Annotated in this window: 20 protein-coding genes, 1 tRNA gene and 2 pseudogenes; 8 read left to right on the top strand and 15 right to left on the bottom strand. The window is 71.6% G+C overall.

The window, feature by feature from the left end; translation table 11 throughout:
• The first annotated feature begins 12 nt into the window (after positions 1 to 12).
• On the top strand, positions 13 to 1,782 hold the full coding sequence (locus tag DDQ41_RS15105) for a bifunctional glycosyltransferase family 2/GtrA family protein (RefSeq protein ID WP_262508468.1): 1,770 nt from the start codon (positions 13 to 15) through the stop codon (positions 1,780 to 1,782).
• Entirely contained in the window at positions 1,779 to 4,037 is a 2,259-nt protein-coding gene (locus DDQ41_RS15100; RefSeq protein ID WP_109294960.1) for an ArnT family glycosyltransferase, read from the top strand. The genes DDQ41_RS15105 and DDQ41_RS15100 overlap by 4 nt, the downstream gene beginning before the upstream one ends.
• A gap of 261 nt (positions 4,038 to 4,298) precedes the next feature.
• On the opposite strand, the gene DDQ41_RS15095 is transcribed toward DDQ41_RS15100, so the two are convergent.
• Together DDQ41_RS15095 and DDQ41_RS15090 are read right to left on the bottom strand one after the other, a co-directional pair.
• A complete protein-coding gene (locus tag DDQ41_RS15095) occupies positions 4,299 to 6,890 on the bottom strand; it encodes an MFS transporter (protein ID WP_109297748.1) in 2,592 nt (863 codons plus the stop codon).
• A gap of 69 nt (positions 6,891 to 6,959) precedes the next feature.
• The gene (locus DDQ41_RS15090) at positions 6,960 to 7,427 is read right to left on the bottom strand and encodes a MarR family winged helix-turn-helix transcriptional regulator (RefSeq protein ID WP_109294959.1); all 468 of its coding nucleotides are present in this window, start codon (positions 7,425 to 7,427) and stop codon (positions 6,960 to 6,962) included.
• 223 nt (positions 7,428 to 7,650) lie between these two features.
• Here DDQ41_RS15090 and DDQ41_RS15085 point away from each other — a divergent pair, with 223 nt between their 5' ends.
• The gene (locus tag DDQ41_RS15085) at positions 7,651 to 7,866 is read left to right on the top strand and encodes a hypothetical protein (protein ID WP_109294958.1); all 216 of its coding nucleotides are present in this window, start codon (positions 7,651 to 7,653) and stop codon (positions 7,864 to 7,866) included.
• A 656-nt stretch (positions 7,867 to 8,522) separates the two neighbouring features.
• On the opposite strand, the gene DDQ41_RS15075 is transcribed toward DDQ41_RS15085, so the two are convergent.
• The 7 genes and pseudogenes from DDQ41_RS15075 to DDQ41_RS15050 all read right to left on the bottom strand — a co-directional run bounded on the left by DDQ41_RS15075 (position 8,523) and on the right by DDQ41_RS15050 (position 13,088).
• Complete coding sequence (locus DDQ41_RS15075; RefSeq protein ID WP_109294957.1) at positions 8,523 to 9,461, bottom strand: RNA polymerase sigma factor SigF; 939 nt, start codon at positions 9,459 to 9,461, stop codon at positions 8,523 to 8,525.
• 234 nt (positions 9,462 to 9,695) lie between these two features.
• Complete coding sequence (locus DDQ41_RS15070) at positions 9,696 to 10,523, bottom strand: RNA polymerase sigma factor SigF (RefSeq protein WP_394342142.1); 828 nt, start codon at positions 10,521 to 10,523, stop codon at positions 9,696 to 9,698.
• Positions 10,524 to 10,977: 454 nt separating this feature from the next.
• Complete coding sequence (locus DDQ41_RS31690) at positions 10,978 to 11,142, bottom strand: hypothetical protein (RefSeq protein WP_167450258.1); 165 nt, start codon at positions 11,140 to 11,142, stop codon at positions 10,978 to 10,980.
• Positions 11,143 to 11,439: 297 nt separating this feature from the next.
• Positions 11,440 to 11,524 (bottom strand) — tRNA-Ser (locus DDQ41_RS15065).
• A 201-nt stretch (positions 11,525 to 11,725) separates the two neighbouring features.
• Positions 11,726 to 12,148 (bottom strand): annotated as a pseudogene (tadA, locus tag DDQ41_RS15060) (tRNA adenosine(34) deaminase TadA); the annotation flags it as partial.
• A gap of 35 nt (positions 12,149 to 12,183) precedes the next feature.
• Positions 12,184 to 12,699, bottom strand: coding sequence for a tRNA adenosine deaminase-associated protein (locus DDQ41_RS15055; protein WP_109294954.1), 516 nt, complete (start codon positions 12,697 to 12,699; stop codon positions 12,184 to 12,186).
• 182 nt (positions 12,700 to 12,881) lie between these two features.
• A complete protein-coding gene (locus DDQ41_RS15050; RefSeq protein WP_109297747.1) occupies positions 12,882 to 13,088 on the bottom strand; it encodes a hypothetical protein in 207 nt (68 codons plus the stop codon).
• Positions 13,089 to 13,175: 87 nt separating this feature from the next.
• Here DDQ41_RS15050 and upp point away from each other — a divergent pair, with 87 nt between their 5' ends.
• Positions 13,176 to 13,811 carry a uracil phosphoribosyltransferase gene (gene upp / locus DDQ41_RS15045; RefSeq protein WP_109294953.1) on the top strand — a complete coding sequence of 212 codons (636 nt, stop codon included), beginning with the start codon at positions 13,176 to 13,178 and terminating at the stop codon, positions 13,809 to 13,811.
• A gap of 346 nt (positions 13,812 to 14,157) precedes the next feature.
• Here the strand turns inward: upp and DDQ41_RS15040 are convergent, their stop codons facing one another.
• Together DDQ41_RS15040 and DDQ41_RS15035 are read right to left on the bottom strand one after the other, a co-directional pair.
• Positions 14,158 to 14,781, bottom strand: coding sequence for a LytR C-terminal domain-containing protein (locus DDQ41_RS15040; protein WP_172607893.1), 624 nt, complete (start codon positions 14,779 to 14,781; stop codon positions 14,158 to 14,160).
• 154 nt (positions 14,782 to 14,935) lie between these two features.
• The gene (locus tag DDQ41_RS15035; protein ID WP_109294951.1) at positions 14,936 to 15,232 is read right to left on the bottom strand and encodes a type II toxin-antitoxin system VapB family antitoxin; all 297 of its coding nucleotides are present in this window, start codon (positions 15,230 to 15,232) and stop codon (positions 14,936 to 14,938) included.
• A 109-nt stretch (positions 15,233 to 15,341) separates the two neighbouring features.
• On the opposite strand from DDQ41_RS15035, the gene DDQ41_RS15030 reads away from it, so the two are divergent.
• On the top strand, positions 15,342 to 16,991 hold the full coding sequence (locus tag DDQ41_RS15030; RefSeq protein ID WP_109294950.1) for a helicase HerA-like domain-containing protein: 1,650 nt from the start codon (positions 15,342 to 15,344) through the stop codon (positions 16,989 to 16,991).
• 222 nt (positions 16,992 to 17,213) lie between these two features.
• Here the strand turns inward: DDQ41_RS15030 and DDQ41_RS15025 are convergent, their stop codons facing one another.
• The 4 genes from DDQ41_RS15025 to DDQ41_RS15010 all read right to left on the bottom strand — a co-directional run bounded on the left by DDQ41_RS15025 (position 17,214) and on the right by DDQ41_RS15010 (position 22,414).
• Positions 17,214 to 18,755, bottom strand: a complete 1,542-nt coding sequence (locus DDQ41_RS15025; protein WP_109294949.1) for a M28 family metallopeptidase — start codon at positions 18,753 to 18,755, stop codon at positions 17,214 to 17,216.
• A 160-nt stretch (positions 18,756 to 18,915) separates the two neighbouring features.
• Positions 18,916 to 19,497, bottom strand: coding sequence for an HhH-GPD-type base excision DNA repair protein (locus DDQ41_RS15020; RefSeq protein WP_109294948.1), 582 nt, complete (start codon positions 19,495 to 19,497; stop codon positions 18,916 to 18,918).
• A gap of 145 nt (positions 19,498 to 19,642) precedes the next feature.
• The gene (locus DDQ41_RS15015; protein ID WP_174720286.1) at positions 19,643 to 20,956 is read right to left on the bottom strand and encodes a YncE family protein; all 1,314 of its coding nucleotides are present in this window, start codon (positions 20,954 to 20,956) and stop codon (positions 19,643 to 19,645) included.
• A gap of 621 nt (positions 20,957 to 21,577) precedes the next feature.
• Entirely contained in the window at positions 21,578 to 22,414 is an 837-nt protein-coding gene (locus tag DDQ41_RS15010; RefSeq protein WP_109294947.1) for a CAP domain-containing protein, read from the bottom strand.
• A gap of 514 nt (positions 22,415 to 22,928) precedes the next feature.
• Between DDQ41_RS15010 and DDQ41_RS33045 the strand changes: the two are divergent.
• The 3 genes and pseudogenes from DDQ41_RS33045 to DDQ41_RS14995 form a co-directional block, all read left to right on the top strand.
• Positions 22,929 to 23,366, top strand: a pseudogene (locus tag DDQ41_RS33045) (DUF6777 domain-containing protein); the annotation flags it as partial.
• The gene (locus DDQ41_RS15000) at positions 23,363 to 23,779 is read left to right on the top strand and encodes a nucleotide triphosphate diphosphatase NUDT15 (protein WP_216365133.1); all 417 of its coding nucleotides are present in this window, start codon (positions 23,363 to 23,365) and stop codon (positions 23,777 to 23,779) included. The pseudogene DDQ41_RS33045 and the gene DDQ41_RS15000, both read left to right, overlap by 4 nt.
• Before the next feature lie 103 nt (positions 23,780 to 23,882).
• The gene (locus DDQ41_RS14995) at positions 23,883 to 24,872 is read left to right on the top strand and encodes a dehydroquinate synthase/iron-containing alcohol dehydrogenase family protein (RefSeq protein WP_162602686.1); all 990 of its coding nucleotides are present in this window, start codon (positions 23,883 to 23,885) and stop codon (positions 24,870 to 24,872) included.
• Positions 24,873 to 24,898: the final 26 nt, after the last annotated feature.

The raw sequence follows: 24,898 nt of genomic DNA, 5'->3' as shown, positions 1-24,898 counted from the left end.
GAGAGTCGGAGCATGCGAACCGACACCCCGGCGGGCACCACCGCCACGGGCACCCTGCCGGCACGGGAGCATCTGCCCGTGGATGCGGCCGGCCCGCCCGTGCTCGATGTGGTCATCCCCGTCTTCAACGAGGAGAAGGACCTCGAGCCGTGCGTACGCCGGCTCCACGACCATCTCGCCCGTACCTTCCCCTACGGCTTCCGGATCACCGTCGCGGACAACGCGAGCACCGACCGCACGCCCCGGGTGGCGGCGGCCCTCGCGGCCTCCGTGCCGGAGGTGCGGTTCCGCCGGCTGGAGCAGAAGGGGCGCGGCCGTGCCCTGCGAACCGTGTGGGCGGAGTCCGACGCGCCCGTGCTGGCGTACATGGACGTGGACCTGTCCACCGACCTCAAGGCGCTGCTGCCCCTGGTCGCGCCGCTGATCTCGGGGCACTCGGACCTGGCGATCGGCTCCCGGCTGACCCGGTCGTCGCGGGTGGTGCGCGGGGCGAAGCGGGAGTTCGTCTCCCGGGTGTACAACCTGATCCTGCGCGGCTCGCTCGCCGCGCGCTTCTCCGACGCGCAGTGCGGGTTCAAGGCGATACGGCGGGACGTGGCCGAGCGCCTGCTGCCGATGGTCGAGGACACCGGCTGGTTCTTCGACACCGAACTGCTGGTGCTGGCCGAGCGCGCCGGACTGCGGATCCACGAGGTCCCCGTGGACTGGGTCGACGACCCGGACTCCAGCGTGCACATCGTCCGCACGGCCGTCGACGACCTGAAGGGCGTGCTGCGGGTCGGGCGGGCGCTGGCGGTCGGGGCACTGCCGCTGGACCGGCTGGCCCGGCCGTTCGGCGACGACCCGAGGGACGGCCGGATCACCGGGGTCCCCGGCGGGCTGGCCCGGCAACTGCTCGGCTTCTGCGCGGTCGGGGCGCTGTCGACGCTGCTCTATCTGCTGCTCTACTCGGTGTTCCGCACAGGTGTCGGGCCCCAGACGGCGAACGCCGCCGCACTGCTGCTGTCGGCGGTAGCCAACACGGCCGCGAACCGCAGACTCACCTTCGGGGTGCGCGGACGCGAGCGGGCGGTCCGCCACCAGGCGCAGGGACTGGTGGTCTTCGGCGTCGGCCTCGTGCTCACCAGCGGTTCCCTCGCCGCGCTGGAGGCCGCCGCGGGCGACCCCTCCCGCGGTACCGAGCTGGCCGTCCTGGTCGTGGCCAACCTCGCGGCCACCGTGCTGCGCTTCCTGCTCTACCGCGCCTGGGTCTTCCCCGACCGCCGGGACCTGCCGCGGCACGCTGCCGGGACGGGAACCGAGGAGCGTACGAAGAATGCCAATGGCGCGAGTGGGTTGAACTATGCGAATGCTGTGACCGGTGTGAACGGTATGACCGGTGTGAACGGAATGGCCGGCACCACCGGGACGACCGGCACAACCGGCGCGTACGGAGCAACGGGCATGAGCGGTGGGGCCGGTGTGTACGGCGGGACCTACGCGGACGGCGGGGCTTACGCGGATGGCGGGACCTACACGGATGGCGGGGCCTACGCGGACGGCGGGGCCTACGCGGACGGCGGGGCCGGTGTGTACGGCGGGACGTACACGGACGGCGGGGCTTACGCGGACGGTGGGGCCGGTGTGTACGGCGGGACGTACACGGACGGTGGGACCTACGCGGACGGTGGGACCTACGCGGACGGCAGGGCCTACGCGGATGGCGGGACCTGCACATACGGCGGGACCGACATGACTTCCGATGACCGTACGACCGGCATGACCACGGGGGACCGACGATGACGACCGCACCGCGCGACGACCACGCGACCCCCGGGAACGAGGTGCCGGGAGCGCCTGGCGCACTTGGAGCACCTGAGCCGCCCGGACCGCCGGGGACGCGGCCGCGTCGCGGCCGGGCCGCCCGGCCGCGACGGGCCCGGGCCGCGGACCCGGCGTGGGCGCGGCCCGCCCTGATCGCGCTGCTGGTGCTGACCGGGGCGCTGTACCTGTACAACCTCAGCGCCTCCGGCTACGCCAACTCCTTCTACTCCGCCGCCGTGCAGGCGGGCAGCGAGAGCTGGAAGGCGTTCTTCTTCGGCTCGTCCGACGCCGCGAACTCCATCACCGTCGACAAACCGCCCGCCGCGCTCTGGCCGATGGCGCTGTCGGTCCGGTTGTTCGGGCTGGGGTCCTGGCAGATCCTGGTGCCCGAGGTGCTGATGGGGGTGGTGGCGGTAGCCGTCCTCCATGCGGCGGTTCGCAGGCGCTTCGGCGCCGCGGCGGGGCTGATCGCGGGTGCGGTGCTGGCGCTGACGCCCGTCGCCGCCCTGATGTTCCGCTTCAACAACCCTGACGCGCTGCTGGCGCTGCTGACGACGGTGGCCGTGTACTGCGTGCTGCGCGCTGTCGAAGGGGCTCGCACGGGCTGGCTGGTGGCGGCGGGTGTCGCGGTCGGTTTCGCCTTCCTGACCAAGACCCTCCAGGCGTTCCTCGTCCTGCCGCCGCTCGCACTCGTGTACGCGGTGTGCGCGCCGGCGCCGGTGCGGCGGAGGATCGGCCAACTCGCCCTGGCGGGCTTGGCGCTGATCGTGTCCGGAGGCTGGTGGGTGGCGATCGTGGAGTTGTGGCCGGCCTCCTCCCGCCCGTACATCGGTGGTTCCCAGAACAACAGCTTCCTCGAACTCACCTTCGGCTACAACGGCCTCGGCCGTATCAACGGCAACGAGACCGGCAGCGTCGGAGGTGGTGGGGCCGGAGGCGGCGGGGCCGGGGGCAGCCGCTGGGGTGAGACCGGTATCGGGCGGATGTTCGGCGACAGCGTCGGGGGGCAGATCTCCTGGCTGCTGCCCGCCGCGCTGATCCTGCTCGTGGCCGGCCTGGTGCTGACCCGGCGCGCCGGCAGGACCGACTCCGCGAGGGCGGCGTTCCTCGTCTGGGGCGGGGCCCTGGTCACGACGCTCGTGGTCTTCAGCTTCATGGCCGGCATCTTCCACGAGTACTACACGGTGGCGCTCGCCCCGTACATCGCGGCGCTCATCGGCATGGGCATCACCGTGCTGTGGGAGGAGCGTGCCCGACCCGCGGCCCGTGCGGTGCTGGCGGGGGCGGTTGCGGTGACGGCCGTCTGGGCGTGGGTCCTCCTCGGACGCACTCCGGACTTCGTGCCGTGGCTGCGTTGGGCGGTGCTGGTCGGGGCGCTCGTGGCCGTGCTGGGACTGCTGTCCGCCGGGCGGCTCGGGCACCGGCTCGCGCTGGGTGCGGCGGGCCTCGGGCTCGCGGCGTCGCTGGCCGGTCCCGTGGCGTACACCCTCACCACGTTGGGCACCGGGCACCAGGGCTCGCTGGTGGTCGCCGGACCCGCGTCCGCACGGGGCGGTCCCGGCGGTGGTCCCGGCGGTGGCACCGGCGCCCGCGGCGGTCCCTCGGCGGAGGGCGGCCTCGCGGCCGGCGGCGGGATGATGCCGCCCGGGGCGGCGGGCGGCCAGGGCCAGGGACCCGGCCGGGGACCCGGTCAGGGGCAAGGGCAAGGGCAGGGCCAGGCACCGGGCCAGGGGCAGGGCCAGGGGCAGGGACCCAGGCAGGGTATGGACCAGGGGCGGGGCCAGGGCCAGGGCGGGCAGCCCGGCGGTGGCCAGGGTCGCCGGGCAGGTGGCGAGGGGCCGGGCGGCGGCGGCCAGGCCGGGGGGCTGCTCAACGGGCCGGAGGTGGGTTCCGCCGTCGTCTCCAGGCTGACCGAGAACGCCTCCGCCTACACCTGGGCGGCCGCGGCCGTCGGCTCCCAGAACGCCGCCTCCTACCAACTCGCCACGGAACTGCCCGTCATGCCGATCGGCGGGTTCAACGGCAGCGACCCGTCTCCGACGCTCGCCCAGTTCCAGCAGTATGCGGCCGATGGTGAGATCCACTGGTTCATCGACGGCGGGGAGGGCGGCGGCGCCCGGGGCCGGGGCCCTGGTGGCGATAGCTCCGGGGAGATCCGGGAGTGGGTCGCGGCGAACTTCACGAAGGTCACCGTGGGCGGCACCACCCTGTACGACCTCACCTCGCCGCAGTAGCGCCGTACGGCGCACCCGTCGGCCGCGTCCGGAGGCCGCCCGTGGCCACCGCTCCCGAAGGACGCCGGACGCCGGACGCCGGACGCCGGACGCGGTTGCGGGATGCGGTTGCCGGACGCGGGAGCCGGTGGCCGGTGGCCGGAACGGGCCGTCGGCCACCGGACCCGGAACCGGAGCCGGCCGCAGGGGGCGGCGGGCCGTCCCACGCCCGCCGCCCGGCCCGGGCGCCGCCTCCGCTGGGAGCGGCGCCCGGGGGTCGGGTCACTCGCCCGCGTGGGCGAGTGCGATGTCGTGGCCGTGTACACCGCCACCGGTCACGGAGAGCGTGCTCGCCACCGGTGGGTAGCCGGTCGAGATGACGGTGTACGCGCCCGCGTCGAGGTCGGTGAAGGAGTACGCGCCGTCCTCGCCGGTGGCCGCGGTCGCGACCGCGTTCCCCGCCGGGTCGAGGAGCGTCACCCGTGCGCCGGAGAGCGGGCTTCCCATGTCTCCGGCCCGGACGATGCCGTGGATCACGGCACCCGGGAGCAGGAACGCCCCGAGCCGGGTGGCGTCCTGGCCGCCGGCCTCCGAGGGGAGGGCCAGCGGCCGGAAGCCGGGGGCGCTCACGGCGACGGTCACCCCGCCGGACGGCAGCCCGGTGAAGGCGAAGCCCCCGTCCGGGCCGGAGGTGTCGGCGGCCAGCACATCCCCGCGTGCATCGGTGACGACGACCGTCGCCCCCTCGACCGCCGCGCCGCCGTGGGCCGAGACCACGGTGCCGCTCAGGATGCCCGGGCCGGTCGGGCCGGTCGGGCCGGTCGGGCCGGGCAGTGCACTCGGCTCACTCGGCCGACTCGGCCCGTTCGTACCGGCGAGGAGGACGTCGTGGGTCAGGGGCTCGTCCCCGACGGCCACGGTGGAGGCCCGCGGCTGGAAGCCGTCGGCCGAGGCGATCAGCACATACGGGCCCGATCCCGGAGCGTCCAGGGTGTACGAGCCGTCGCCGCGCGCCACCGTGCGGGCCGGTTGCCGGCCCGCTGGCGAGAGCAGTGTGACGGCGGCTCCTCCGACGGCCGCGCCGTCCGGGCCCCACACCACACCGTGCACGGCGGTCACGCCGGCCACGGCGGGCCCCGTGCTCACGGGAGCGGTGCCCACGGGCGCCGTGCCCACGGCAGCGGTGCCACCGGTCTCCCGTACGGCGGTGTCCGGGGTGGCGGCCGGCGTTCCCCTGAGTGCCACCTCCTTGATGAACAGGGTCACCAGGAACGCCAGCAGCGCGAACGGTGCCGAGTACAGGAACACGTCCGCGACTCCGTGCCCGTACGCGCTCTCGACCACGGTGCGGACCGGCGCGGGCAGCGCGTCCAGGTCGGGGATGCCTCCGCCGACGGTGCCGCCGCGGCCCGTCGGCGCGCCGCCCGGGCCGAGTTCGGCGAGGCCGTCCTCGACGTAGCGGGTGACGCGGTCGGCGAGCACCGCGCCCAGCGCGGAGACGCCCACGGCACCGCCCAGCGACCGGAAGAAGGTGACGACCGAGGACGCCGCGCCCAGGTCCTGCGGGGCAACCTGGTTCTGGGTGCAGAGCACCAGGTTCTGCATCATCATGCCGAGGCCCAGACCCATGACGGCCATGAAGACGGCGATGCGCCAGTACTCGGTGTCGTAGCGGATCGTGCCCAGCAGGCCGAGCCCGCCGGTGACCAGGACACCGCCGCTGACCAGCCATGCCTTCCACCTGCCGGTCTTGGTGATGACCAGGCCGCTGACCGTCGAGGAGACGAACAGACCCACGATCATGGGGATGGTCATGACGCCGGACATCGTGGGCGACTCGCCCCGGGCCAGTTGGAAGTACTGGCTGAAGAAGACCGTGCCGGCGAACATCGCGACACCCACGAAGAGCGACGCCAGGGAGGCCAGCGTGATGGTCCGGTTGCGGAACAGCCGCAGCGGGATGATCGGTTCGCTCGCCCGGGACTCGACGACCAGGAAGACCAGTCCCAGGACCGCCGCCCCGCCGGTCATGGCGTACGTCTGCCAGGACAGCCACGGGTATGTGTCACCCGCGAAGGTGACCCAGACCAGCAGCAGCGAGACCGCGGCGCTGATGGAGAGGGCGCCCGCCCAGTCGACCTTCACCTGCCGCTTCACCACGGGGAGTTCGAGGGTCTTCTGCAGCACGAGCAGCGCGACGAGCGCGAACGGCACTCCGGCGTAGAAGCACCAGCGCCAGCCGAGCCATTCCGTGTCGGTGATGACGCCGCCGAGCAGCGGGCCGCCGACGGTGGCGACGGCGAATGTCGCGCCGAGGTAGCCGCTGTAGCGGCCGCGCTCCCGCGGGGAGATCATCGCGGCCATGATCACCTGCGCCAGGGCGGTGAGGCCGCCGACGCCGATGCCCTGCACCACGCGGCAGGCGATGAGTGTGCCGGTGCCCTGTGCGAACCCGGCCGCCACCGAACCCGCCACATAGATGACGAGGGCTGCCTGGACCAGCAGCTTCTTGCTGAGGAGGTCGGCGAGCTTGCCCCAGAGCGGGGTTGTCGCGGTCATCGCCAGCAGGGCCGCCGTGACCACCCAGGTGTAGGCGGACTGGCCGCCGCCGAGATCACTGATGATCTCGGGCAGGGCGTTGGAGACGATGGTCGAGGACAGGATGGCGACGAACATGCCGAGCAGCAGTCCGGACAGAGCCTCCATGATCTGCCGGTGCGTCATCGGCGCACCGTCCTCGGAGGCGGAGGCGGAGGCGGAGGCGGAGGTGCCCGCGGGTGCCGTGTCCCCGGCGGCGGAGGTGTCCCCGGCGGCCGAGTCGCCTGCGCGTCCGGCGTGGCCGCCCCGCACACCGGCCGGTGTGGTCGTAGCCATGTACTTCCCTGTCTCCTTGTCTCCCATGGCGTGTTGCGAGAGTCCCTCCTGCCCTGCGGGCGGGCTGAGCTACTTTCGCAACATGCCGTGGGCGGGCGTGCGGGCGGTCCGGCAGTCCCCGACGGATGCGCGGAGACGGGCCAGCAGCGCGTTCAGCTGTCCGACGTCGTCGTCGGACCAGTCTTCGAGGTGGTGGGCGAACAGATCGGTCGTGCGCCGGCTGAGTTCGCCGAGCTGGGCCACCCCCGCGGGGGTGAGCCGCAGGATGCGCGAGCGTCCGTCGTCCGGGTCTGGTGACCGCTCTATCCAGCCGCACCCGGCGACATGCGCCACATGGCGGCTGGTGACGGACATGTCGACCGCGAGGAGTTCGGCGAGCCGGCTGATCCGCATCTCCCCGTACCGGTCCAGGAGGGCCAGCACGGCGGCGGAGCCGGACGGGCACTCTGCCGGCAGCAGGCGTGCGACCCTCCGCTTCACGGCGCCCATGGCGCTGAGCTGGCGGGCCAGCTCCTCGTACTGACTCCGTTCGGCCACGACCTCCCCCATCTTATTGCTTAGGGCAACCATAGAAGCAGTTGGTTGCCGCAGGCAAACGAAAAGGTGCTCTTCGGGGTGAAGGAACCCCAAAGGCCTTGCGGGTGAGTGGTCACGATCCGGCCATTCCGGCGGGAGACGTACGGACGTCCTGCGGGCATGTCGCGGGGTGCGGCCGACCGGGACTTGGGCGGCTCACCCGGGTTCGCTAGGGTCCTGACTCATGGCACACAACCCCCAAGCGCCCCAGAGCCCCGAGGGCCACGACCCCGCGGGCAGTACGCAGATGTTCCGCGCCTTCGTCGACGACGGCGGTCCGCAGCACGGAGGCCGCGGCGCCGCCGCGCCCGCGCCGGCCGGACCCCGGGTCGGGCTCATCGTCGGCATCGCGGCCGCCGTCGCGATCCTCGGTACGGTCGTCTGGCTCGCGCTCGGCTGAGCCTCCGAAACCGGCTGCGCGATGTCCGTCCGGTCAGGACGGGTGCTCCGCCCGCACGTCCCGCGGTCTCCACACGCATGCCCGGCGGCACGCGCCAGGAGCCCACGCACAGCCGGTACGCCGCCGTCCTCGCCGCACCCGCGGCGCCGGGCGCCGGGAGACCCCGGGTGGAACGGATCGTCGCCCGGTCGGTGCCGAGCACGCCGATGAGGTGCGTGCCGGACGACACGCTGACCGGACGCGCCGCTGCGCCACCGTCATTGCGGAACCGCACGGCGGCGTTCTCGCACCACCGCCCGTCCGCGGGATGCCTCCGTACCTCCGTACCTCCGCACCTCTGCGACCACCGGCAGGGCGGGTACGCGCGGCGGTTGCGGCGACGGGTCCGGCGGCGGTGACGGCGGGTGTTGCGGGGGGTCGGACCCGGAGGCCGCGACTACCCCGCCCGGTCGGAGCGCGGCCCCCGCCAGCCCGTAACCGATTCATCGCCGTCGCCGTCCGCCGTCGCATCGGGACAGTCCGCCCGGCGTCCGGCCGGAGCGGAACCCCGCCGCGGGGAGCGGCGGTTGACCGCGAGGCGGACGGTACGGCCGTGACGGACGTGACGTCCTTGACGTCCGTGCCGTCCGTGACGTCCGTACCGCCTGGGCGGCACGTCAGTCGGCGATCAGGCCCTCGCGAAGCTGGGCCAGCGTCCGCGTGAGCAGCCGGGAGACGTGCATCTGGGAGATGCCGACCTCCTCACCGATCTGAGACTGCGTCATATTGGCGAAGAAGCGCAGCATGATGATCTGCCGTTCGCGCGGGGGGAGTTTGGCCAGCAGCGGCTTCAGGGACTCGCGGTACTCGACGCCCTCCAGGGCGCCGTCCTCGTAGCCCAGGCGGTCCGCGAGGGAGCCCTCGCCCCCGTCGTCCTCGGGCGACGGCGAGTCCAGCGAGGACGCCGTGTACGCGTTGCCCACGGCGAGGCCGTCGACCACGTCCTCCTCCGACACGCCCAGTACCGCGGCGAGTTCGGGCACGGTCGGGGAGCGGTCCAGCTTCTGGGCCAGTTCGTCGCTCGCCTTCGTCAGCGCGAGCCGCAGCTCCTGGAGCCGGCGCGGCACGCGAACCGACCAACTGGTGTCCCGGAAGAAGCGCTTGATTTCGCCGACCACGGTCGGCATCGCGAACGTCGGGAACTCCACGCCGCGTTCGCAGTCGAAGCGGTCGATCGCCTTGATCAGGCCGATGGTGCCGACCTGGACGATGTCCTCCATCGGCTCGTTGCGGCTGCGGAAGCGTGCGGCCGCGTAGCGCACCAGCGGCAGGTTGAGCTCGATCAGGGTGTCGCGTACGTACGTACGCTCGGGGCTGTCCTCGTCGAGGGCGGCCAGCCGCAGGAACAGCGAGCGCGAGAGCGTGCGGGTGTCGAGGGCCCCGGTGGCACCCGCTGGCAGGTCCGTGGACACGTCCACGGACGCCGATGTGGACATGTCCATTGACAGGTCCACGGGCATGGGCCCGGAGACCGGATCGGGCGCCGGGAGCGCGTCGGTCGAGGGAGCGCTCTGCGCGAGCGTGAGCACCTTCGAGCTGCCCTGTTCTGCGGACATGCCACCCCCTGGAGGTCGCGGACGGTCGCGTCGGCCGCGACCATCGGAGGAACGCAGCCTCCACCTGAATACCGGAGGCGGGGCCGCGGCAAACGCGGTTCCCGCAGAATGTCACATGTCGCCAACGCGCTGTAGTGACATGTCGACAACAGAGCGTCAGATCGGCGCAGGAAAAAGGGGGTATACGGCATTCGTCCCCCTCGAAATGGGCTGAAAGGGGTCTACCCGATTCGGTTATGCCTCGTTCCTGTTTGCGGATCTCAGTCGCGCGAAGCTGCGGGCGAGGAGTCTTGACACATGCATCTGCGAGACTCCCAGCTCGGCGCTGATCTGGGACTGCGTCAGATTGCTGTAGTAGCGCAGCAGCAGGATCCGCTGTTCGCGCTCGGGCAGCTGTACGAGGAGATGGCGCACCAGGTCGCGATGCTCGACCCCGGCGAGCGCGGGGTCCTCGTAGCCCAGCCGGTCCAGCAGGCCCGGCAGGCCGTCGCCTTCCTGTGCGGCCTCCAGTGACGTCGCGTGGTACGACCGGCCCGCCTCGATGCAGGCGAGGACCTCGTCCTCGGAGATCTTCAGGCGCTCGGCGATCTCGGCCGTCGTGGGGGACCGCCCGTGCGCCGTGGTCAGGTCCTCCGTCGCGCCGTTGACCTGCACCCACAGCTCGTGCAGCCGGCGTGGCACATGCACGGTCCGGACGTTGTCGCGGAAGTACCGCTTGATCTCGCCGACCACGGTCGGCATCGCGAACGTCGGGAACTGCACGCCCCGCTCGGGGTCGAAGCGGTCGATCGCGTTGATGAGGCCGATCGTGCCGACCTGGACGACGTCCTCCATCGGCTCGTTGCGACTGCGGAAGCGTGCCGCCGCGTACCGCACCAGCGGCAGATTGGCCTCGATCAGCGCGGCCCGGACACGGGTGTGCTCCGGCGTACCCGGTTCCAGGTCCTTCATCTGGGCGAAGAGCAGCTGGGTCAGCGCCCTGGTGTCCGCGCCCCGGCTCTGCTTGGCCCGGCCCTCGCTCTCGTTCTGGGGTGGCACTTGAGGCGCAGTACTGGCCGGCACGGTCACGCCACCCCTTCACGGGTCGAACGGCGTCAACCCCAAGGGTCAACGCCGGGTCAACTCAGCCATCAAAAGCGGTCATAGCATCACAACACAGGTCCACTGTGTTCAAGCACCCCATGACATCGTGTTGACGGCAAGTTGGTGCATAAGTGAAAAAGCCCCTCACCGTTACGGTGGGGGCTGAAGGGCCGGGGCGGAGGAGGCGGCTCGGCGCTCTCCGGCGGCCGTCACCCGTGTGCGGACACCTCGCACCGCCGGTCTGCGGCCCTCGGGCGGGTCGCCCGGGCGGCCGCCGAGGCGGTGCCGTGTCCGGAACCGGAAGCGCCCGGAAGCGCCGGAAACGCCGGAAACGGAAGCCCCCTGGAATCCGCTGGAATCCCCCGGAATCCCCCGGGGCCTGCGGCCCCCCGGAACCTGGCAGTCGCCGGCACCGCCGGAACTCTCCGCGGAACTAGTTGACGAGTTCCGTCATGAACTCGCCGACGCCCTGCGCGGCGCTCGATATGCCCTCGAAGCCCAGCCCGACGAGGTCGGCCGCCCGGTCCGGGGAGTTGATGATCGTGTACAGCACGAAGACGACGACCACATAGAGAGCGATCTTCTTCGCTTGCACCACTAGTCCCTGCCTCCCCTGCAGCCCCTCTGCGGACGCGTGAGTCTAACCGAGCGGTCAGGAGCGGAGGACCTCGCCGCGGGGGTCGTCCGCCCGGCCGTGAGAGGCGCCCTCACCAGCGGCGCCGGAGTCGGTGCCGGAGTCGGAGTCGATGGCCGGCTGTCCTGCCGGACCGAGGAGCGGCGCTGGTCGCGTGGCGGGAGGCTCGGCGCGACGCGTGAGACCGCCGGAGTGAGACGGAAACCGAGACGCAAGAACACGAGAGGGCGGCCCTGTCGGGACCACCCTCTCGTCTGTCAGCGGTAGCGGAGGGATTTGAACCCTCGGTGACTTGCGCCACACTCGCTTTCGAGGCGAGCTCCTTCGGCCGCTCGGACACGCTACCGGGAGAGAGCTTAGCCCAAGGTGTGCCGTGCTCCGAAATCGGTATCGGTCAGCGCTCCGGAAGGCCGTTGCCCGGCCCCTGTCCGGCGGCCCGCTGGCCGGGGGTCTGCGGGCAGGCGGACTGCGAGCCGGGGGTCTGTCGGCCGGGGTCCTGAGAACCCGGTGTCCGCGGGCCGAGTGTCTCCGCCGCACCCCCGCGAGCGTCCCGGAAGAACGCCGTGAGCTGCCGAGCGCACTCCGCTTCCAGCACTCCCTGGATCACCTCCGGTCGGTGGTTGAGGCGCCGGTCCCGCACGACGTCCCAGAGCGAGCCCGCCGCGCCCGCCTTCTCGTCGCGGGCGCCGTAGACCACCCGGTCCACCCGGGACAGCACCAGCGCACCCGCGCACATCGTGCACGGCTCCAGCGTGACCACGAGTGTGCAGCCGGTCAGCCGCCAGCTGCCGCGCGCCGCTGCCGCGCGCCGGAGCGCGAGCACCTCGGCGTGGCCGGTGGGGTCTCCGGTCAGCTCCCGTTCGTTGCGGCCGGTCGCCAGGACCGCGCCGTCCTCGGCCAGCACGACTGCACCGACCGGAACGTCCCCGGTCAGCGGCGCGCGTGCGGCCTCCTCCAGCGCGAGCCGCATCGGCGCCTCCCACGGCGCCCGCACGGGGTCCGTCACTAGCGGACGGCCTCCAGCATCTCGGAGGCGCCGAGGGTGTCGGCGATCTCGGTGAGCGCCTCGGAGCTGAGCGCGCAGAGCTCCTTCGCGGACATTCCGAGGTCGGCGAGCAGATCCGAGTCGCCGAGCGGTCCGACCGGGACCGCTTCGGAGTCCTCGGACGGCTCGTCCTCGCTCTCCGGCTCACCGTCCTCCGTGCCGTCGAGGTCGAGCGAGTCCAGCTCGTCATCCTCCTCGTCCTTGCCGAGCAGCTCGTCCGTGAGCATCGCACCGTAGGAGGAGCGTGCTGCCGAGGCGGCGTCCGAGACGAAGACGCGAGGATCCTCCTCGCCGTCCACCCGGACGATGCCGAACCAAGTGTCTTCCTGCTCGATGAAGGCGATCACCGTGTCCTCGTTCACCGAGGCGTCGCGGGCCAAGTCGGCCAGATCCGACAGGGACTCCACATCGTCGAGCTCTGTGTCGCTCGCTACCCACCCGTCTTCGGTGCGCGCGAGCAGTGCGGCGAAGTACACCGTGACTCTCCCACTGATCAGAGTTGTGACGACCGACGGAGCGCTGCTCGTGCCCCGCCCACTCGGAATCGTGGCAGAAACAGCGGCTCAGCGAGAGGTCTTCGGGCCTTGCGTCGTGCACGCGTTCAGTGAGAGGGCCCACCTGACGGCGCCGTACGGGGCCGTCCAGGGGACACCGGGACCTACCAGCGGAAGGAGCGCATGCGCATCGCCTGGCGCATCCGCGCCGCGCGGGCGCGCCTGGGCTGGACGCGGTCGCGCAGGGCCTTCGCCTCGTGCAGCTCGCGGAGGAACTGGGCGCGCCGCCGCCTTCGCTCGACGTCGGTCTCCTCCTCTTCCGGCCGCGGTTCCCGCCGCTGCTCCCGGTCCTGCTGATCCCGCTCCCGCATCGGCCACACCACCTCGGCGCTGGAAGGATACGTGCCACCTTCCCTCCGGAGGGGGCGTCCACGCCAGCCCCGGATACTGTGGGGTCCATGCGGATCCATGTCGTCGACCACCCCCTGGTGGCGCACAAGCTCACCACCCTGCGCGACCGGCGCACCGACTCCCCGACCTTCCGGCGCCTGGCCGACGAGCTGGTGACCCTGCTCGCGTACGAGGCCACGCGCGATGTGCGCACCGAGCAGATCGACATCCGGACGCCGGTGGAGGCGACCACGGGGGTGAAGCTCTCCCGCCCCCGGCCTCTGGTGGTGCCGATCCTGCGGGCCGGCCTCGGCATGCTCGACGGCATGGTCCGACTGCTGCCGACGGCCGAGGTGGGCTTCCTCGGCATGATCCGCAACGAGGAGACCCTGGAGGCGTCGACGTACGCGACGCGCATGCCGGAGGACCTCTCGGGCCGCCAGGTGTACGTTCTCGACCCGATGCTGGCCACGGGCGGCACGCTGGTCGCAGCGATCCGGGAACTGATCAAGCGCGGCGCCGACGATGTGACGGCGGTGGTGCTGCTGGCGGCGCCGGAGGGTGTCGAGGTGATGGAGCGCGAGCTCGCGGGCACCCCGGTGACCGTGGTGACGGCCTCCGTCGACGAGCGGCTCAACGAGCACGGCTACATCGTTCCCGGCCTGGGCGACGCGGGAGATCGGATGTACGGCGCCGCGGAGTAGGGCCTGCCGAGCAGTAGGGCAGAGCAACCAGTAGGGCAGAGCAGTAGAGCAGAGCAACCAGTAGGGCGGAGCAACCGGCAGGGCAGGGGGGCCGGGCGGGGGGCAGCGCGCTGCCGGGCGGCCGCCGGGAGGCACCCGGCCGCGGTCCTGGTCCCGGACCGCGGCCCCGTCCGTGGGGCTTCGGGCACCTCTGCCGCCGGGTGCGGGGTGCTCGCGTCTGTCCCCGGAATCCGTTCCCGGAGCGGTCGCGCGAGGTGAGCGGAGGTCCCCGCCTCGACGGGGAGGAGGGTGCGACCGCACCCGCCCGGTGTTCAGGCCGAGCCGGACCCACCCGGTGTGTCCGGGTTCAGTTGCACTCGCCCGGCGCCGGCGAGGGCTGGGCCAGCGCGGCGAGCGCCCTGTCCGCGACCGGCTTGCTGTTCAGCTCCTTGAAGGCGGTGCCGATGATCAGGTCGACGTCGGCCGAGGTGCGGGTGTCGGCTTTGAGCTGGGCGCCGGCGAGCTGGGTGCCCAGTACGCCGAAAGGTCCCTCGTAGGCGTCCGGCGCGCCCAGCAGCAGCCCGGCGCCGGGCACCTTCTTGTCGTACTCCGGTGACGCGTTGCCCACCTTGCCGATGTTGAAGCCGCGCTTCTGGAGTTCGTCGGCGGTGGCCTTGGCCAGTCCGCTGCGCGGGGTGGCGTTGTAGACGTTGACGGTGATCTGCGCGGGCCTGGGCGGCGCGGGCACGGCGGACGGTGCGGCCCCGGGCTTGCACGCCGCGGCCTGGCTCTTGGCGGCTGCCTTCCTGGTATCGCCCGAGAAGGCGTCGATGAGCTGCAGCGTTCCCCACCCGCCGAGGCCGAGGACGGCCACGGCTGCGACGGCTGCGATCACGACCTTGCGGCGGCGACGAGGACGGCGCATACGCGGATACGCATTGCCCGTGATGCGGTACTTTCCGCCCATGCCTGGGGGAGTGAGCATGCTCATGGGCGCAGCGTAGTGCGGTCCGCGGGCTATGCCTACTTAACGATCATCCGCTTGCGCCCGTATGGACGTGAAGCAGCGCCTTACGGGTCGCGGGGCTGCGCCGTACGGGGGCGCTGAGGGGCCCGAACGGGTCGCGCGCGGCGGTCGGTCCGGGTCAGTCGAACTCCAGCACCCGGGCGTGCAGCACCTGCCGCTGCTGGAGTGCCGCGCGCACGGCGCGGTGCAGCCCGTCCTCGAGATAGAGGTCGCCCTGCCACTTCACGACATGGGCGAAGAGGTCGCCGTAGAAGGTCGAGTCCTCGGCGAGGAGGGTCTCGAGGTCCAGCTGGCCCTTGGTGGTCACGAGCTGATCGAGGCGGACCGGGCGCGGCGCTACATCCGCCCACTGCCGGGTGCTTTCCCGGCCGTGGTCGGGATACGGCCGCCCGTTGCCGATGCGCTTGAAGATCACACGGAAAGCCTACCGGGCGAGCGGCGGTCGGCGCAGCCAGGCGGTGCCGATGGGATGCTGTGTGAAACCCCGCAAAAGCCTCGCAAACCCGGAAGATGGGGGCCGTGTCATGACTGAGCCCGAGCAGCCGACGCCGTCCGCGGACCCGTCCGGGCCGGCGGATCCCTCCGGCGGGTTGCGGCAGATCGCCTCCGGCTACGCCTTCCCCGGACCCGCTCTCGAGCTGGGCGCGCTGCTGGACGGCGGCCGGTGCCTTCCCGGAGCTCCCGTCAGGATCCCGCTCGGCATGCTCAACCGCCACGGTCTGGTCGCCGGCGCGACCGGCACCGGCAAGACCAAGACGCTCCAGCTCCTCGCGGAGCAGCTGTCGTCGAACGGTGTCCCCGTCTTCCTCGCCGACATGAAGGGCGACCTCTCCGGGATCGCCGCGCCCGGCCAGGGCGGGGAGAAGGTGGAGGAGCGAGCCGCGCAGGTGGGCCAGGACTGGCATGCCGGGGGATTCCCCGCGGAGTTCTACGCGCTGGGCGGCATCGGCCACGGCATCCCCGTCCGCGCCACCGTCACGGACTTCGGGCCGATGCTGCTGTCCAAGGTGCTCCAGCTCAACCGGACGCAGGAGCAGTCCCTCGGGCTGGTCTTCCACTACGCCGACGCCAAGGGCCTGGAGCTGGTGGACCTCAAGGACCTGAGGGCCGTGGTCGCGTTCCTGGTGTCGGACCCGGGGAAGGTGGAGCTGAAGGGTATCGGCGGGCTGTCCACCGCCACGGCCGGGGTGATCCTGCGGGCCGTCACGCTCTTCGAGCAGCAGGGTGCGAGCGACTTCTTCGGCGAGCCGGAGTTCGACACGGGCGAGCTGCTGCGGACGGCGCCCGACGGACGCGGGGTCGTGTCCGTGCTGGAACTCCCCGGGGTGCAGGACCGGCCGCGGCTCTTCTCCACCTTCCTGATGTGGTTGCTCGCGGACCTGTACGCGGATCTGCCGGAGGTCGGCGACCTCGGCAGGCCGAAGCTGGTGTTCTTCTTCGACGAGGCGCACCTGCTGTTCAACGGAGCCTCCAAGGCGTTCCTGGAGGCGGTCACCCGGACGGTGCGTCTGATCCGCTCGAAGGGCGTCGGGGTCTTCTTCGTGACGCAGACCCCCAGCGACGTGCCCGGTGACGTGCTGGGGCAGCTGGGCAACCGGGTGCAGCACGCGCTGAGGGCGTTCACCCCGGACGACGCCAGGGCGCTGAAGGCGACGGTGCGGACCTTTCCGGATTCCGCGTACGACCTGGAGGAGGTCCTCACCTCGCTGGGTACGGGAGAGGCGGTCGTCACGGTGCTGAACGAGTCGGGCGCGCCGACCCCCGTCGCGGTGACACGGCTGCGGGCACCGCAGTCGCTGATGGGTCCGCTCGGCGACACCGGGCTGGACGCCGCGGCGAGGTCCTCCGTGCTGTACCCGCGCTACGCGCAGGCCGTGGACCGGGAGTCGGCGTACGAGAGGCTGACGGCGGAGCAGCAGGCGGCCGAGGAGTCGGCGTTGCGTGCCGCTCGGGAGGCGGATGCCGCGCGAGAAGCGGAAGAGGCCGCGCGGGAGGCGGAAGAGGCCGCCCGCGGTGCGGAACCCGCCTCCCGAACGTCGCGGCGGGCGGACTCCCCGGCCGGGCAGGGGATGGGCAGCGGTCTGTTCACGTCCCTGGCCCGCTCGGTCGGCACCCAGCTCGGGCGGGAGATCTCCCGTTCCCTCTTCGGCACGGCCCGCAGGCGCCGCCGGTAGTGGGGGGCGGGGCCGGAGGGGCCGGGAAGCGGCCTGTCGCGCGGTGGGGACGGGGTGACGCGGGCGGGGACGGGGCGGGGACGGGGCGGGGACGGGGGCGGCGTGATGCGCGGGCGGGGACGTGGTGGCGCCGGCCGGGCTTCGGTGAGGCCCGCCGGTGCCGTGGGTGGGGCCCGCCCCGCAGGTCGTGCGGAGCGGGCCCGGCGGACGGAGTCCCCGCCGCTACTCGGTGACCTCGTGGTCGTGGCCGTCGTGCAGACCGCCACCGCTGCCCGTGTCTCCGTCCGTGGGGACGGTGACGACCGGCTTGCGCAGCGAGCTCAGGTCGTGTGCGTAGGTGCCGGTGGCGTTGGCGATGACGTCGATGTTGACGTCGAACGCCTTCATGCTGATGTTGCTGATGTCGTCGCACGCGGCGTGGTAGCACGCGTCGTAGGCGACGCCCGCCGTGCCGCCGAACTTCTCCACCTGCGCGGCTGACTTGATGCCCTCGGCGCCGGTGAACGTGCCGCCGGACGGGATGCCGGCCTCGACGAACGGGCCGTAGTCGGAGCGGCCCGTGAAGTCCGTGCCCTCGTGGGGTGCGCCGACGCGGTCCATGAACTCGTTGATGTCGCGTTCCAGCTGGGCCGAACCCTCCGGACCGGCCGGTGCGCCGACGCCGTCGGAGTCGTCGCCGTCGTAGACGAACAGTCCGTAGTTCGGCGACGCGATCATGTCGAAGTTCAGGTAGAGCTTGATCTCCTTCTTGCCCAGGTCGCTCAGGTTCGCGACGTAGTGCTCGGAGCCCAGCAGGCCGTTCTCCTCGGCGCCCCACCAGGCGAACCGCACCTTGTTCGCGGGCCGCTTCTCGGCCTTGGCGAACTCCAGGGCCACCTCGAGCAGGCCGGCCGAGCCGGAACCGTTGTCGTTGATGCCGGGGCCGGCCGTCACGGAGTCGAGGTGGGCGCCCAGCATCACGGTGTTGGCCGCGTTTCCGCGCCGGGTCTCCGCGACGACGTTGCGCGTGGTGCGCTTCTCCTGGAGCTGGCGGATCTCGAAGTCGATGCTCACCGGGCCCTTGGCCAGGTCCTCGGCCAGTTTGGCGCCCTCGGCCTGGGTGATGCCACCGGTCGGGATCTTCCCGGCCTCCGGGCCGCCGAGGGTGCCGGAGAGCGATCCCTCGGTGTTGTTGTAGATGATCGCGCCGATCGCGCCCGCCTCGGCGGCGTTCTGCTGCTTGAGGGCGAACGTGCAGCCACCGCGCCGGATCAGCGCCACCTTGCCGGTGAAGGTTCCGGAGGCGAAGTCCCCGGGCTCGCAGCCCGTGGTGCCGTCGGCGTCCACGGGGACGGCGGCCAGGTCGGCCCTGACACCGCCCGCGGGGGTCGACTTGGTGTACGTCATCGCCGATATCGCGATGTCGCGCGGCGCGGGGGAGACCACCGACAGCTTCTCGGCCTGGGTCTCGGTGTATATGAAGTCGAAGTTCTGGTACGAGACGTCGTACCCGGCCTTCTTCAGCTGCTGGTAGACGTACGCGGCGGAGGCGTCGTAGCCCAGCGAACCGGCGGCACGGTGGCCGCCGGTGCTGTCGGCTATCTGCTGGAACTTCTTCAGGTGCTTGAAGGCGTCCTCGGCGGACGACTTGCGGACCAGCTTCTTGGAGAGCTTGGCCGCTTGCTTGGCCGCTTGCCTGGCGGGGTCGTGCCGGTCGGCGGTTGCGGGCGAGGCGGATGCCAGCAGGAGCGGGGTCGCGAGTGCGGCTGCGGCCACGGTGGCCACTGCTCTGCGATGGGTTGCGTTCACAGAGGTCCTTCCCGGTGCGAACGAGGTTGAGGGGAAGCTAGCGATCTCTGAGTGTTCTGTGAACACATGTGCCGCAACTCACGCGATACTTACCGCCAATGACCGCAACTCGTACGCCTTCGGGCGTACTTGTGCGTCATTCGGCTCCCTTCGCCGCGCGCTTCAGCTCCTGCTTGTGCGCCCGGACCCTGGCCAGCGACTCCGGCCCCGTGATGTCCGCGGCCGAACGGTGGGCGCGTTCCTCGCCGTACGCCCCCGCGGCCTCCCGCCACCCCTCAGGTCTCACCCCGTACTGCTTGCCCAGCAGGGCGAGGAAGATCTGGGCCTTCTGCCTGCCGAAGCCGGGCAGGGCGAGCAGCCGGCCGAGCACCTCCGGGCCCGACGGCGCGTCGCTCCACAGCGCCGTCGGGTCGCCGTCGTACTCGGCCACCAGGTACCGGCACAACTGGTGGATCCGCTTCGCCATCGACCCCGGATAGCGGTGCACGGCGGGCTTCCGCGACAGCAGCGCGGCGAAACCCTCGGGGTCCAGGGCGGCGATCTCACGGGCGTCGAGATCGTTCTTTCCCAGGCGCTCGGCGATCGTGAAGGGGCCGGTGAAGGCCCACTCCATCGGGACCTGCTGGTCCAGCAGCATGCCGATCATGAGGGCGAGCGGACTGCGCCCGAGGAGTTCGTCGGCCTCGGGCTGCTGGGCGAGGTGGATCTCGGGACTCATTCCCCGATGATCCCTCCCGCCGGGACGCGCCGCACCTCCGTGGCGGCCGCGCGTGGCGTCGGTGTGGGTGCGGGAGCCGAGGCGCCCGTGTCCGCCGGACCGCGGGCCGTCCCCGCCCTGCGCGCCGGGGTGCCCGGCTCCGGGGCTACTTCCACCGGGCCGAGGGCGCCCGCCAGTCCGCCGCCACCTTGCCGAGCCGCACGCGCTGCGGATGGTCGCCCACCGGCACGCTCGCCACCTTCCGGCCGGTGGCGAAGTCGATCGCCGAGACCGAGTCCGATCCGCTCTCGGAGACCACACAGGACCTTCCGTCCCCGCTCACCGTGGCCCAGTACGGCTTCGACGCCGGGACCAGCGGGCCCTCCCGGAGGGTGGCCCGGTCGACCACCGTCGCGTAGTCGTCCATCGTTCCGGCGACGCAGATCTTGTCGCCCGCGGGGCTCATCGAGATGCCGTGGTGGCGGGAGTCGTTGACCCAGGTCGTGCGGTCCTCGCTGGTCGCCGGATTCTTCGGGAGGGTCTTCACGCGGGTGATCCGGTCGGCGGCCACGTCGTACTCCAGGAAGCCGTTGAAGAAGGACACCTGGAAGTAGAGCTTCGACTCGTCGGGGGTGAACGCCACGGGCCGCACCGCGTCCGAGAGGTCCTTGCGGCCGAAGGCGTCCAGCCGCTGCCGCATGTCGATGACCTCGACCGTGCGGTACGTCTTCGCGTCGACGACGGTGATCTTGCGGTCGCCCTTGGTGAAGTCCCAGACGGGATCGTCCAGCGCGGTGCCGACCTCGCCGATGGCGCTGTTCCAGATCCGGCTGCCGCCGTCGGTGAAGACGTTCTCGTGAGGCTTGTCGCCGGTGGCGAACGAGCCCGTCTCCCGGCCGGTCCGGATGTCCAGGACGTGTACCCGGTTGGACGTCGACGCGGAGACCGCGACGCGGGTCCCGTCCGGGGACACCGCCATGTGGTCGGAGCGGTAGCCCGACACCGGGAAGCGCCAGTTGATCCGTCCGCTGGACACGTCGACGGAGACGACGTCGGCGAAACTGGGGCGGGACACCACGACGGCCGACCCGTCCGGCGTCGAGTACATGTCGTCGACGAACTGGTCGTGGCCCTCGCCGACGGACCACCGGATGCCGAGGAAGTACGCGAGCTTCAGGGGGTTGAGGTGGATCTCCAGCATCCGCTGGCGCTTGTCCGGGATCACGTTGATCCGGCCGATCCTGGCGAGGGAGCCGGAGGGTTCCAGTACGTCGGCGGTGCCGTCCCAGTTGTTGCCGACGAACAGCACCTCGCGTAGGCCGGACGAGGCGGACGAGCCGGGGGCGGCGGAGGCCGTGGAGGTCGTGGAGGCCGCCGCGGGCGTCCGAGGCACCGGTGCAGCGGACGCCGGGGCGGAGGCGGCGACGACCGCGAGGGCGACGGCGGCACCGGCCAGAGCCGGAGGGAGAGCTGTCTTCACGGTGCGCTCCTGGGGGTGTGGGGCAGCAGGGAGACAGGGTCTTACCGGCGGTAAGGTACTGGTGGGCCGGATGGACGGCCAGAGGTCCGGCAGGACTTTCCACCCGGCCCGCCGAACCTCGTCGGCGACTGCCCGCGCCCTTGGGAGACCCCGGACGGAGACCCCGGGCGGAGACCCCGGACGGAGACCCCGGACGGAGAGCCGAGACCCCCAGCAGGAAGTCGAAGGCCCCGCGCCGCTCGGGGGCGGAGAGCCCAGACTCGGGCGGAGACCACGGACTCCGGACGGAGGAACCTTGACCAGGCCGCCTGCCTCCGGCCGTCCCCGGTCCCGGGTTGCCCCGCCGGCAGTGTCGCCGTCCGTGCTCGCCGACCCTGCCGGCGTCCCTGCTCGCGTCCGTGCCCGCCGTCCCTGCCCGGCGGGCCGCGCTCTATCGCCGTCCGCTGCCGCGCGCGAGGCCGGTCCCTGAACGGCCCCTCGCCTGGCGTGCGGCGGTCCGGCGGCCGGACGCGGCGCAGGCCCCGGCCGTCGAGCGGACGTTGCCGTCGTCCGCGCACGGTCGGGGCCTTCGGGGGCCGGGGTGGGATCCGTTCGCAGGTGCGGTGAGCGGCTGCGGCGTGGTCAGCGGGCGGTGCCGAAGCTCTGGGTCCAGTAGTTCCCCGGCTGCGCGAGGCCGACGCCGATCTCCTTGAACTCGCAGTTCAGGATGTTCTTCTTGTGTCCCGGGCTGGACATCCAGCCCGCCATGACCTTCTCCGGGGTCTCGTAGCCGTAGGCGACGTTCTCGCCGTACGTGCTCCAGTGGTAGCCGGCGCGGGTGATGCGGGTGCCCGGGTTCGAGCCGTCGGACCCCGTGTGGGACATGTTGCGGTGGGCGGCCATGTCCTTGCTGTGGTCCTGGGCGGCCTTGGCCAGCTTGGCGTTGACGGTCAGGGGGGAGCATCCGGCCTTTCCGCGCTCGCTGTTGACCAGCTGCACGACGCGAGCGACGGCACCGGAGGCAGGAGCGGAGGGCGCGGGCGTGTTCGGGGAGGCCGCGGGCTTCGAAGTGGCCGGCTGCGACGCGGGGGCGGCCGGCTTCGGTGCCGCGGGCTCCGGCGATGCCGGCGAGGGGGCGGGAGCGGGGGCGGCGGGAGCGGGGGTCTGCGGTGCCTGCGGTGCCTGCGGTGCCGGGGCCGAGCCGTCGGGCTGGGCGGCGCCCGGCTCCGAACCGGGCTGCTCGCCGCCGGGCTCACCACCGTGCTTGCTCTTCCAGTCCCAGTCGCCCCGCTGCCATGCGGACTCGTCCGAGGCGTTCCGCCACTCCCCCCAGGACCGGCTGTCACGGCTCTCGAGGTTTTCCTGGCTTTCCTGCGGGTCCAGACAGGCCATGGCGACGGAGGGCACGGCCACGGCGCCCAGGGCGACAGCGGCGATCGTTATCTTCCGGTGGTGCGTCTTCCTGCGGTGCTTCCTCATGCATGACCTCACTCGGTTTTCGCGGAGCGCCCCCGGGGAACGGTCGACCCGGCACTGGTCCTGTGCTGAGCTGCGGAGACGCCTTTGCGCGCAGCCATTCTTAGAAGCGCCGCGCGGCCGGGGCAACGAGCGTCTCTACTATTCCGGTTCGTAGGGCGAGTGGTCTCTTGAAATGCACCCGCGGGCGTGCTGCCCTCGGTTCCACCCAGGCGTGCGTTTCTGTCGACCCGTCAGCAACCCCTGGATGCAGCACGGACGGAGGCAACCGGCGAGCCCGTCGAACACCCCTCCGGCCTCTGCGGGACATGTCTTGCTCAAGGTGGACAAGTCTCATTTGTCCAGGCCCTGGCCTTCTACTATTCGGGCTCCCCAGTACCGAATTCGGCGTGACGGATATCACGGAACTGCCCGATGGTTCCTGGAACCGCGGCACCCCGACGCGGGTCGTGCAGGCGAACGGGTTCTCGGTGCCGTAGTCCCGTGGGCCGGTTCACGTCCCGCGCGCCGCGGCGTCCCGCGCGTGCGCTGCGCCCGCGGCAGTCCGCTGGCCCCCGCCGTCGCGGTCCAGGGTGAGCAGCGGTACCAGGGTGAGCAGCGGTACCAGGGTGAGCAGCGGGCGTCCTTCCGCTCGTCCACCATCGTCGCGGTGGCCCCGGCACCGAAGCCGATGAAGGCCGTCACGAGGTTCGACCCGGAGGGGGTGGAACGGGGTCTTCACGGCTCCCGGCACACCGCCGCGGGGTTCGGTCGCCCGTTCACCCGGGCGTCCGGAACGCGGCGACGTCCTGAGACGTCGCTTCCGGCCCGCAGAGCGCCGGCCGAAAGGCACAGCCGACGATTGACGCCGGCCGGCGGAGGGTATGCCAGACGGATCAGTGCCACCACGCCGACGCCCGGGGAGGACGCTGTGATGCGGTGGCTGGGACGTGACGTCTTCGTGGGGCTCCCGTGACCGAGGCCGAACGACCGAAAATCGGAGTGGGCGTCATGCTGCTCAGGGATTCCGCAATCCTGCTGGGCAGGCGTCTGCGAGCGCACGGCGCCGGCAGTTACGGCTGGTGCGGCGGGCACGTGGAGTTCGGTGAGTCGCTGGAGGAAGCCGCTGCCCGGGAGGTCATGGAGGAGAGCGGCCTCGAAGTACACGGTCTCAGCCTGCTGTGCGTGAGCAATGTCCGCGAGTACGGGCGCCACTACATCGACATCGAGTTCGTCGCGGACACCTTGGAAGGCACTCCCGTCGTGAGAGAGCCGGACCGGTTGGAGAGCTGGGCCTGGTACCCGCTCGACTCGCCGCCCAGTCCACTGTTTCTGCCCGTGCAACTGGCTCTTCACAGTTATCGGTCGGGACAGATGTACAACCCGTGAACCATCGATCCAGGGCCACCATTCGACCTTTCCGGGTGGGTGATCAATGAGAAGGTCGGCCGGGGCGGGGAGCGCTCGGAGAGAGAAGACGTGCTATCCGCGCTTGGAGTTCGTTTCGCAGTCGATCCGGGAGGCCGTTTGCGGCGCCGTGGACGACTCCACCATCGTCGTGGCCGACAGCCACAACTTCCCCATCGTCCGGGGGCTGGGCGAGACGGTGCTCGTCGCCGAGCCGCACGTCGACACCGTGAACGACATCCGGACCGGCTATCGGTACGAGAAGGTGATCGCCGTCGGCGGCTGCTCGGTGCTGGACGTGGGCCGGGCCTGCGCCCAACCGGGAGCCCTGACGGTGTTTCCGTCGATTCTCTCCCACTCGTGCCTGAGCACGGACCGCAGCGTGCTGATCCGGGACGGTGTCCGTACCAGCAGCCGTACCGTCGCACCGGTCGTGACGGTGATCAGCAAGCCCTCCGTCCAGGCGGCCCACAGGGGCCAAGGCGTCAAATGGACCACCTCGGGCCTTGGCGACCTCTTCAGCTCGTTCAGTGCCTCGATCGAGTGGCAGTGGCCCTCCGGGGCGGACGACCGGAACCACCTGTCGCCCATCGAGGTGACGGCCCGGGTCCCCGTCGTCCGGGCAGCTGCCGAATGGGTGCTCGGCAGTCCGGGCCGGGCCGGCGATCTGGACCTCTGGTCCCTGGCCCGGTACTCGCACGAGTCGTCTCTCGAAGTGCTGCGCCTGGGCCACACCAGGTTGAACGCCGCGAGCGAACACCAGCTCTGCTACCGGCTCCAGGAGAGGTATCCCTACCCTGCCGACCGCGCGACACATGGACGGCTGGTCAGCATCGGAACGCTTCTGGTGTGTGCGATGTTCTCCCGGAGCAGCAGTGAGCACGACTTCTACCGGTCGATCCGCCGGCTCTACGAGAAGTCCGGACTTCCCAGCGACTACGGAGGCCTGAACCGCATCGGCGTCCAGCGTGAGCACATCCTCCGCGGGCTGGACGATCTGTCCGGGACCGACTGCCTTCTCGGACGGTTGTATCGCAGGTACGGGTCCGGCATGGCCGACGACGTCTTCGGGTGACGCGAGCCGCTCGAACGACGTCATCG

The sequence above is a fragment of the Streptomyces spongiicola genome (assembly GCF_003122365.1).
In the GTDB taxonomy this organism is placed as follows: domain Bacteria; phylum Actinomycetota; class Actinomycetes; order Streptomycetales; family Streptomycetaceae; genus Streptomyces; species Streptomyces spongiicola.
Note: the sequence above shows the minus strand (reverse complement) of the source record. Positions and strands in the feature narration are given on the sequence as shown.

Bases quoted from the DNA above. Each gene is read 5' to 3' on its own strand.
- DDQ41_RS15040 (WP_172607893.1), bottom strand. From the start codon at position 14,781: ATGAGCATGCTCACTCCCCCAGGCATGGGCGGAAAGTACCGCATCACG.
- DDQ41_RS15010 (WP_109294947.1), bottom strand. From the start codon at position 22,414: ATGAGGAAGCACCGCAGGAAGACGCACCACCGGAAGATAACGATCGCC.
- DDQ41_RS15030 (WP_109294950.1), top strand. From the start codon at position 15,342: ATGACTGAGCCCGAGCAGCCGACGCCGTCCGCGGACCCGTCCGGGCCG.
- DDQ41_RS15085 (WP_109294958.1), top strand. From the start codon at position 7,651: ATGGCACACAACCCCCAAGCGCCCCAGAGCCCCGAGGGCCACGACCCC.
- DDQ41_RS15075 (WP_109294957.1), bottom strand. From the start codon at position 9,461: ATGTCCGCAGAACAGGGCAGCTCGAAGGTGCTCACGCTCGCGCAGAGC.
- DDQ41_RS15050 (WP_109297747.1), bottom strand. From the start codon at position 13,088: ATGCGGGAGCGGGATCAGCAGGACCGGGAGCAGCGGCGGGAACCGCGG.
- DDQ41_RS15095 (WP_109297748.1), bottom strand. From the start codon at position 6,890: ATGGCTACGACCACACCGGCCGGTGTGCGGGGCGGCCACGCCGGACGC.
- DDQ41_RS15100 (WP_109294960.1), top strand. From the start codon at position 1,779: ATGACGACCGCACCGCGCGACGACCACGCGACCCCCGGGAACGAGGTG.
- DDQ41_RS15020 (WP_109294948.1), bottom strand. From the start codon at position 19,497: ATGAGTCCCGAGATCCACCTCGCCCAGCAGCCCGAGGCCGACGAACTC.
- upp (WP_109294953.1), top strand. From the start codon at position 13,176: ATGCGGATCCATGTCGTCGACCACCCCCTGGTGGCGCACAAGCTCACC.
- DDQ41_RS15105 (WP_262508468.1), top strand. From the start codon at position 13: ATGCGAACCGACACCCCGGCGGGCACCACCGCCACGGGCACCCTGCCG.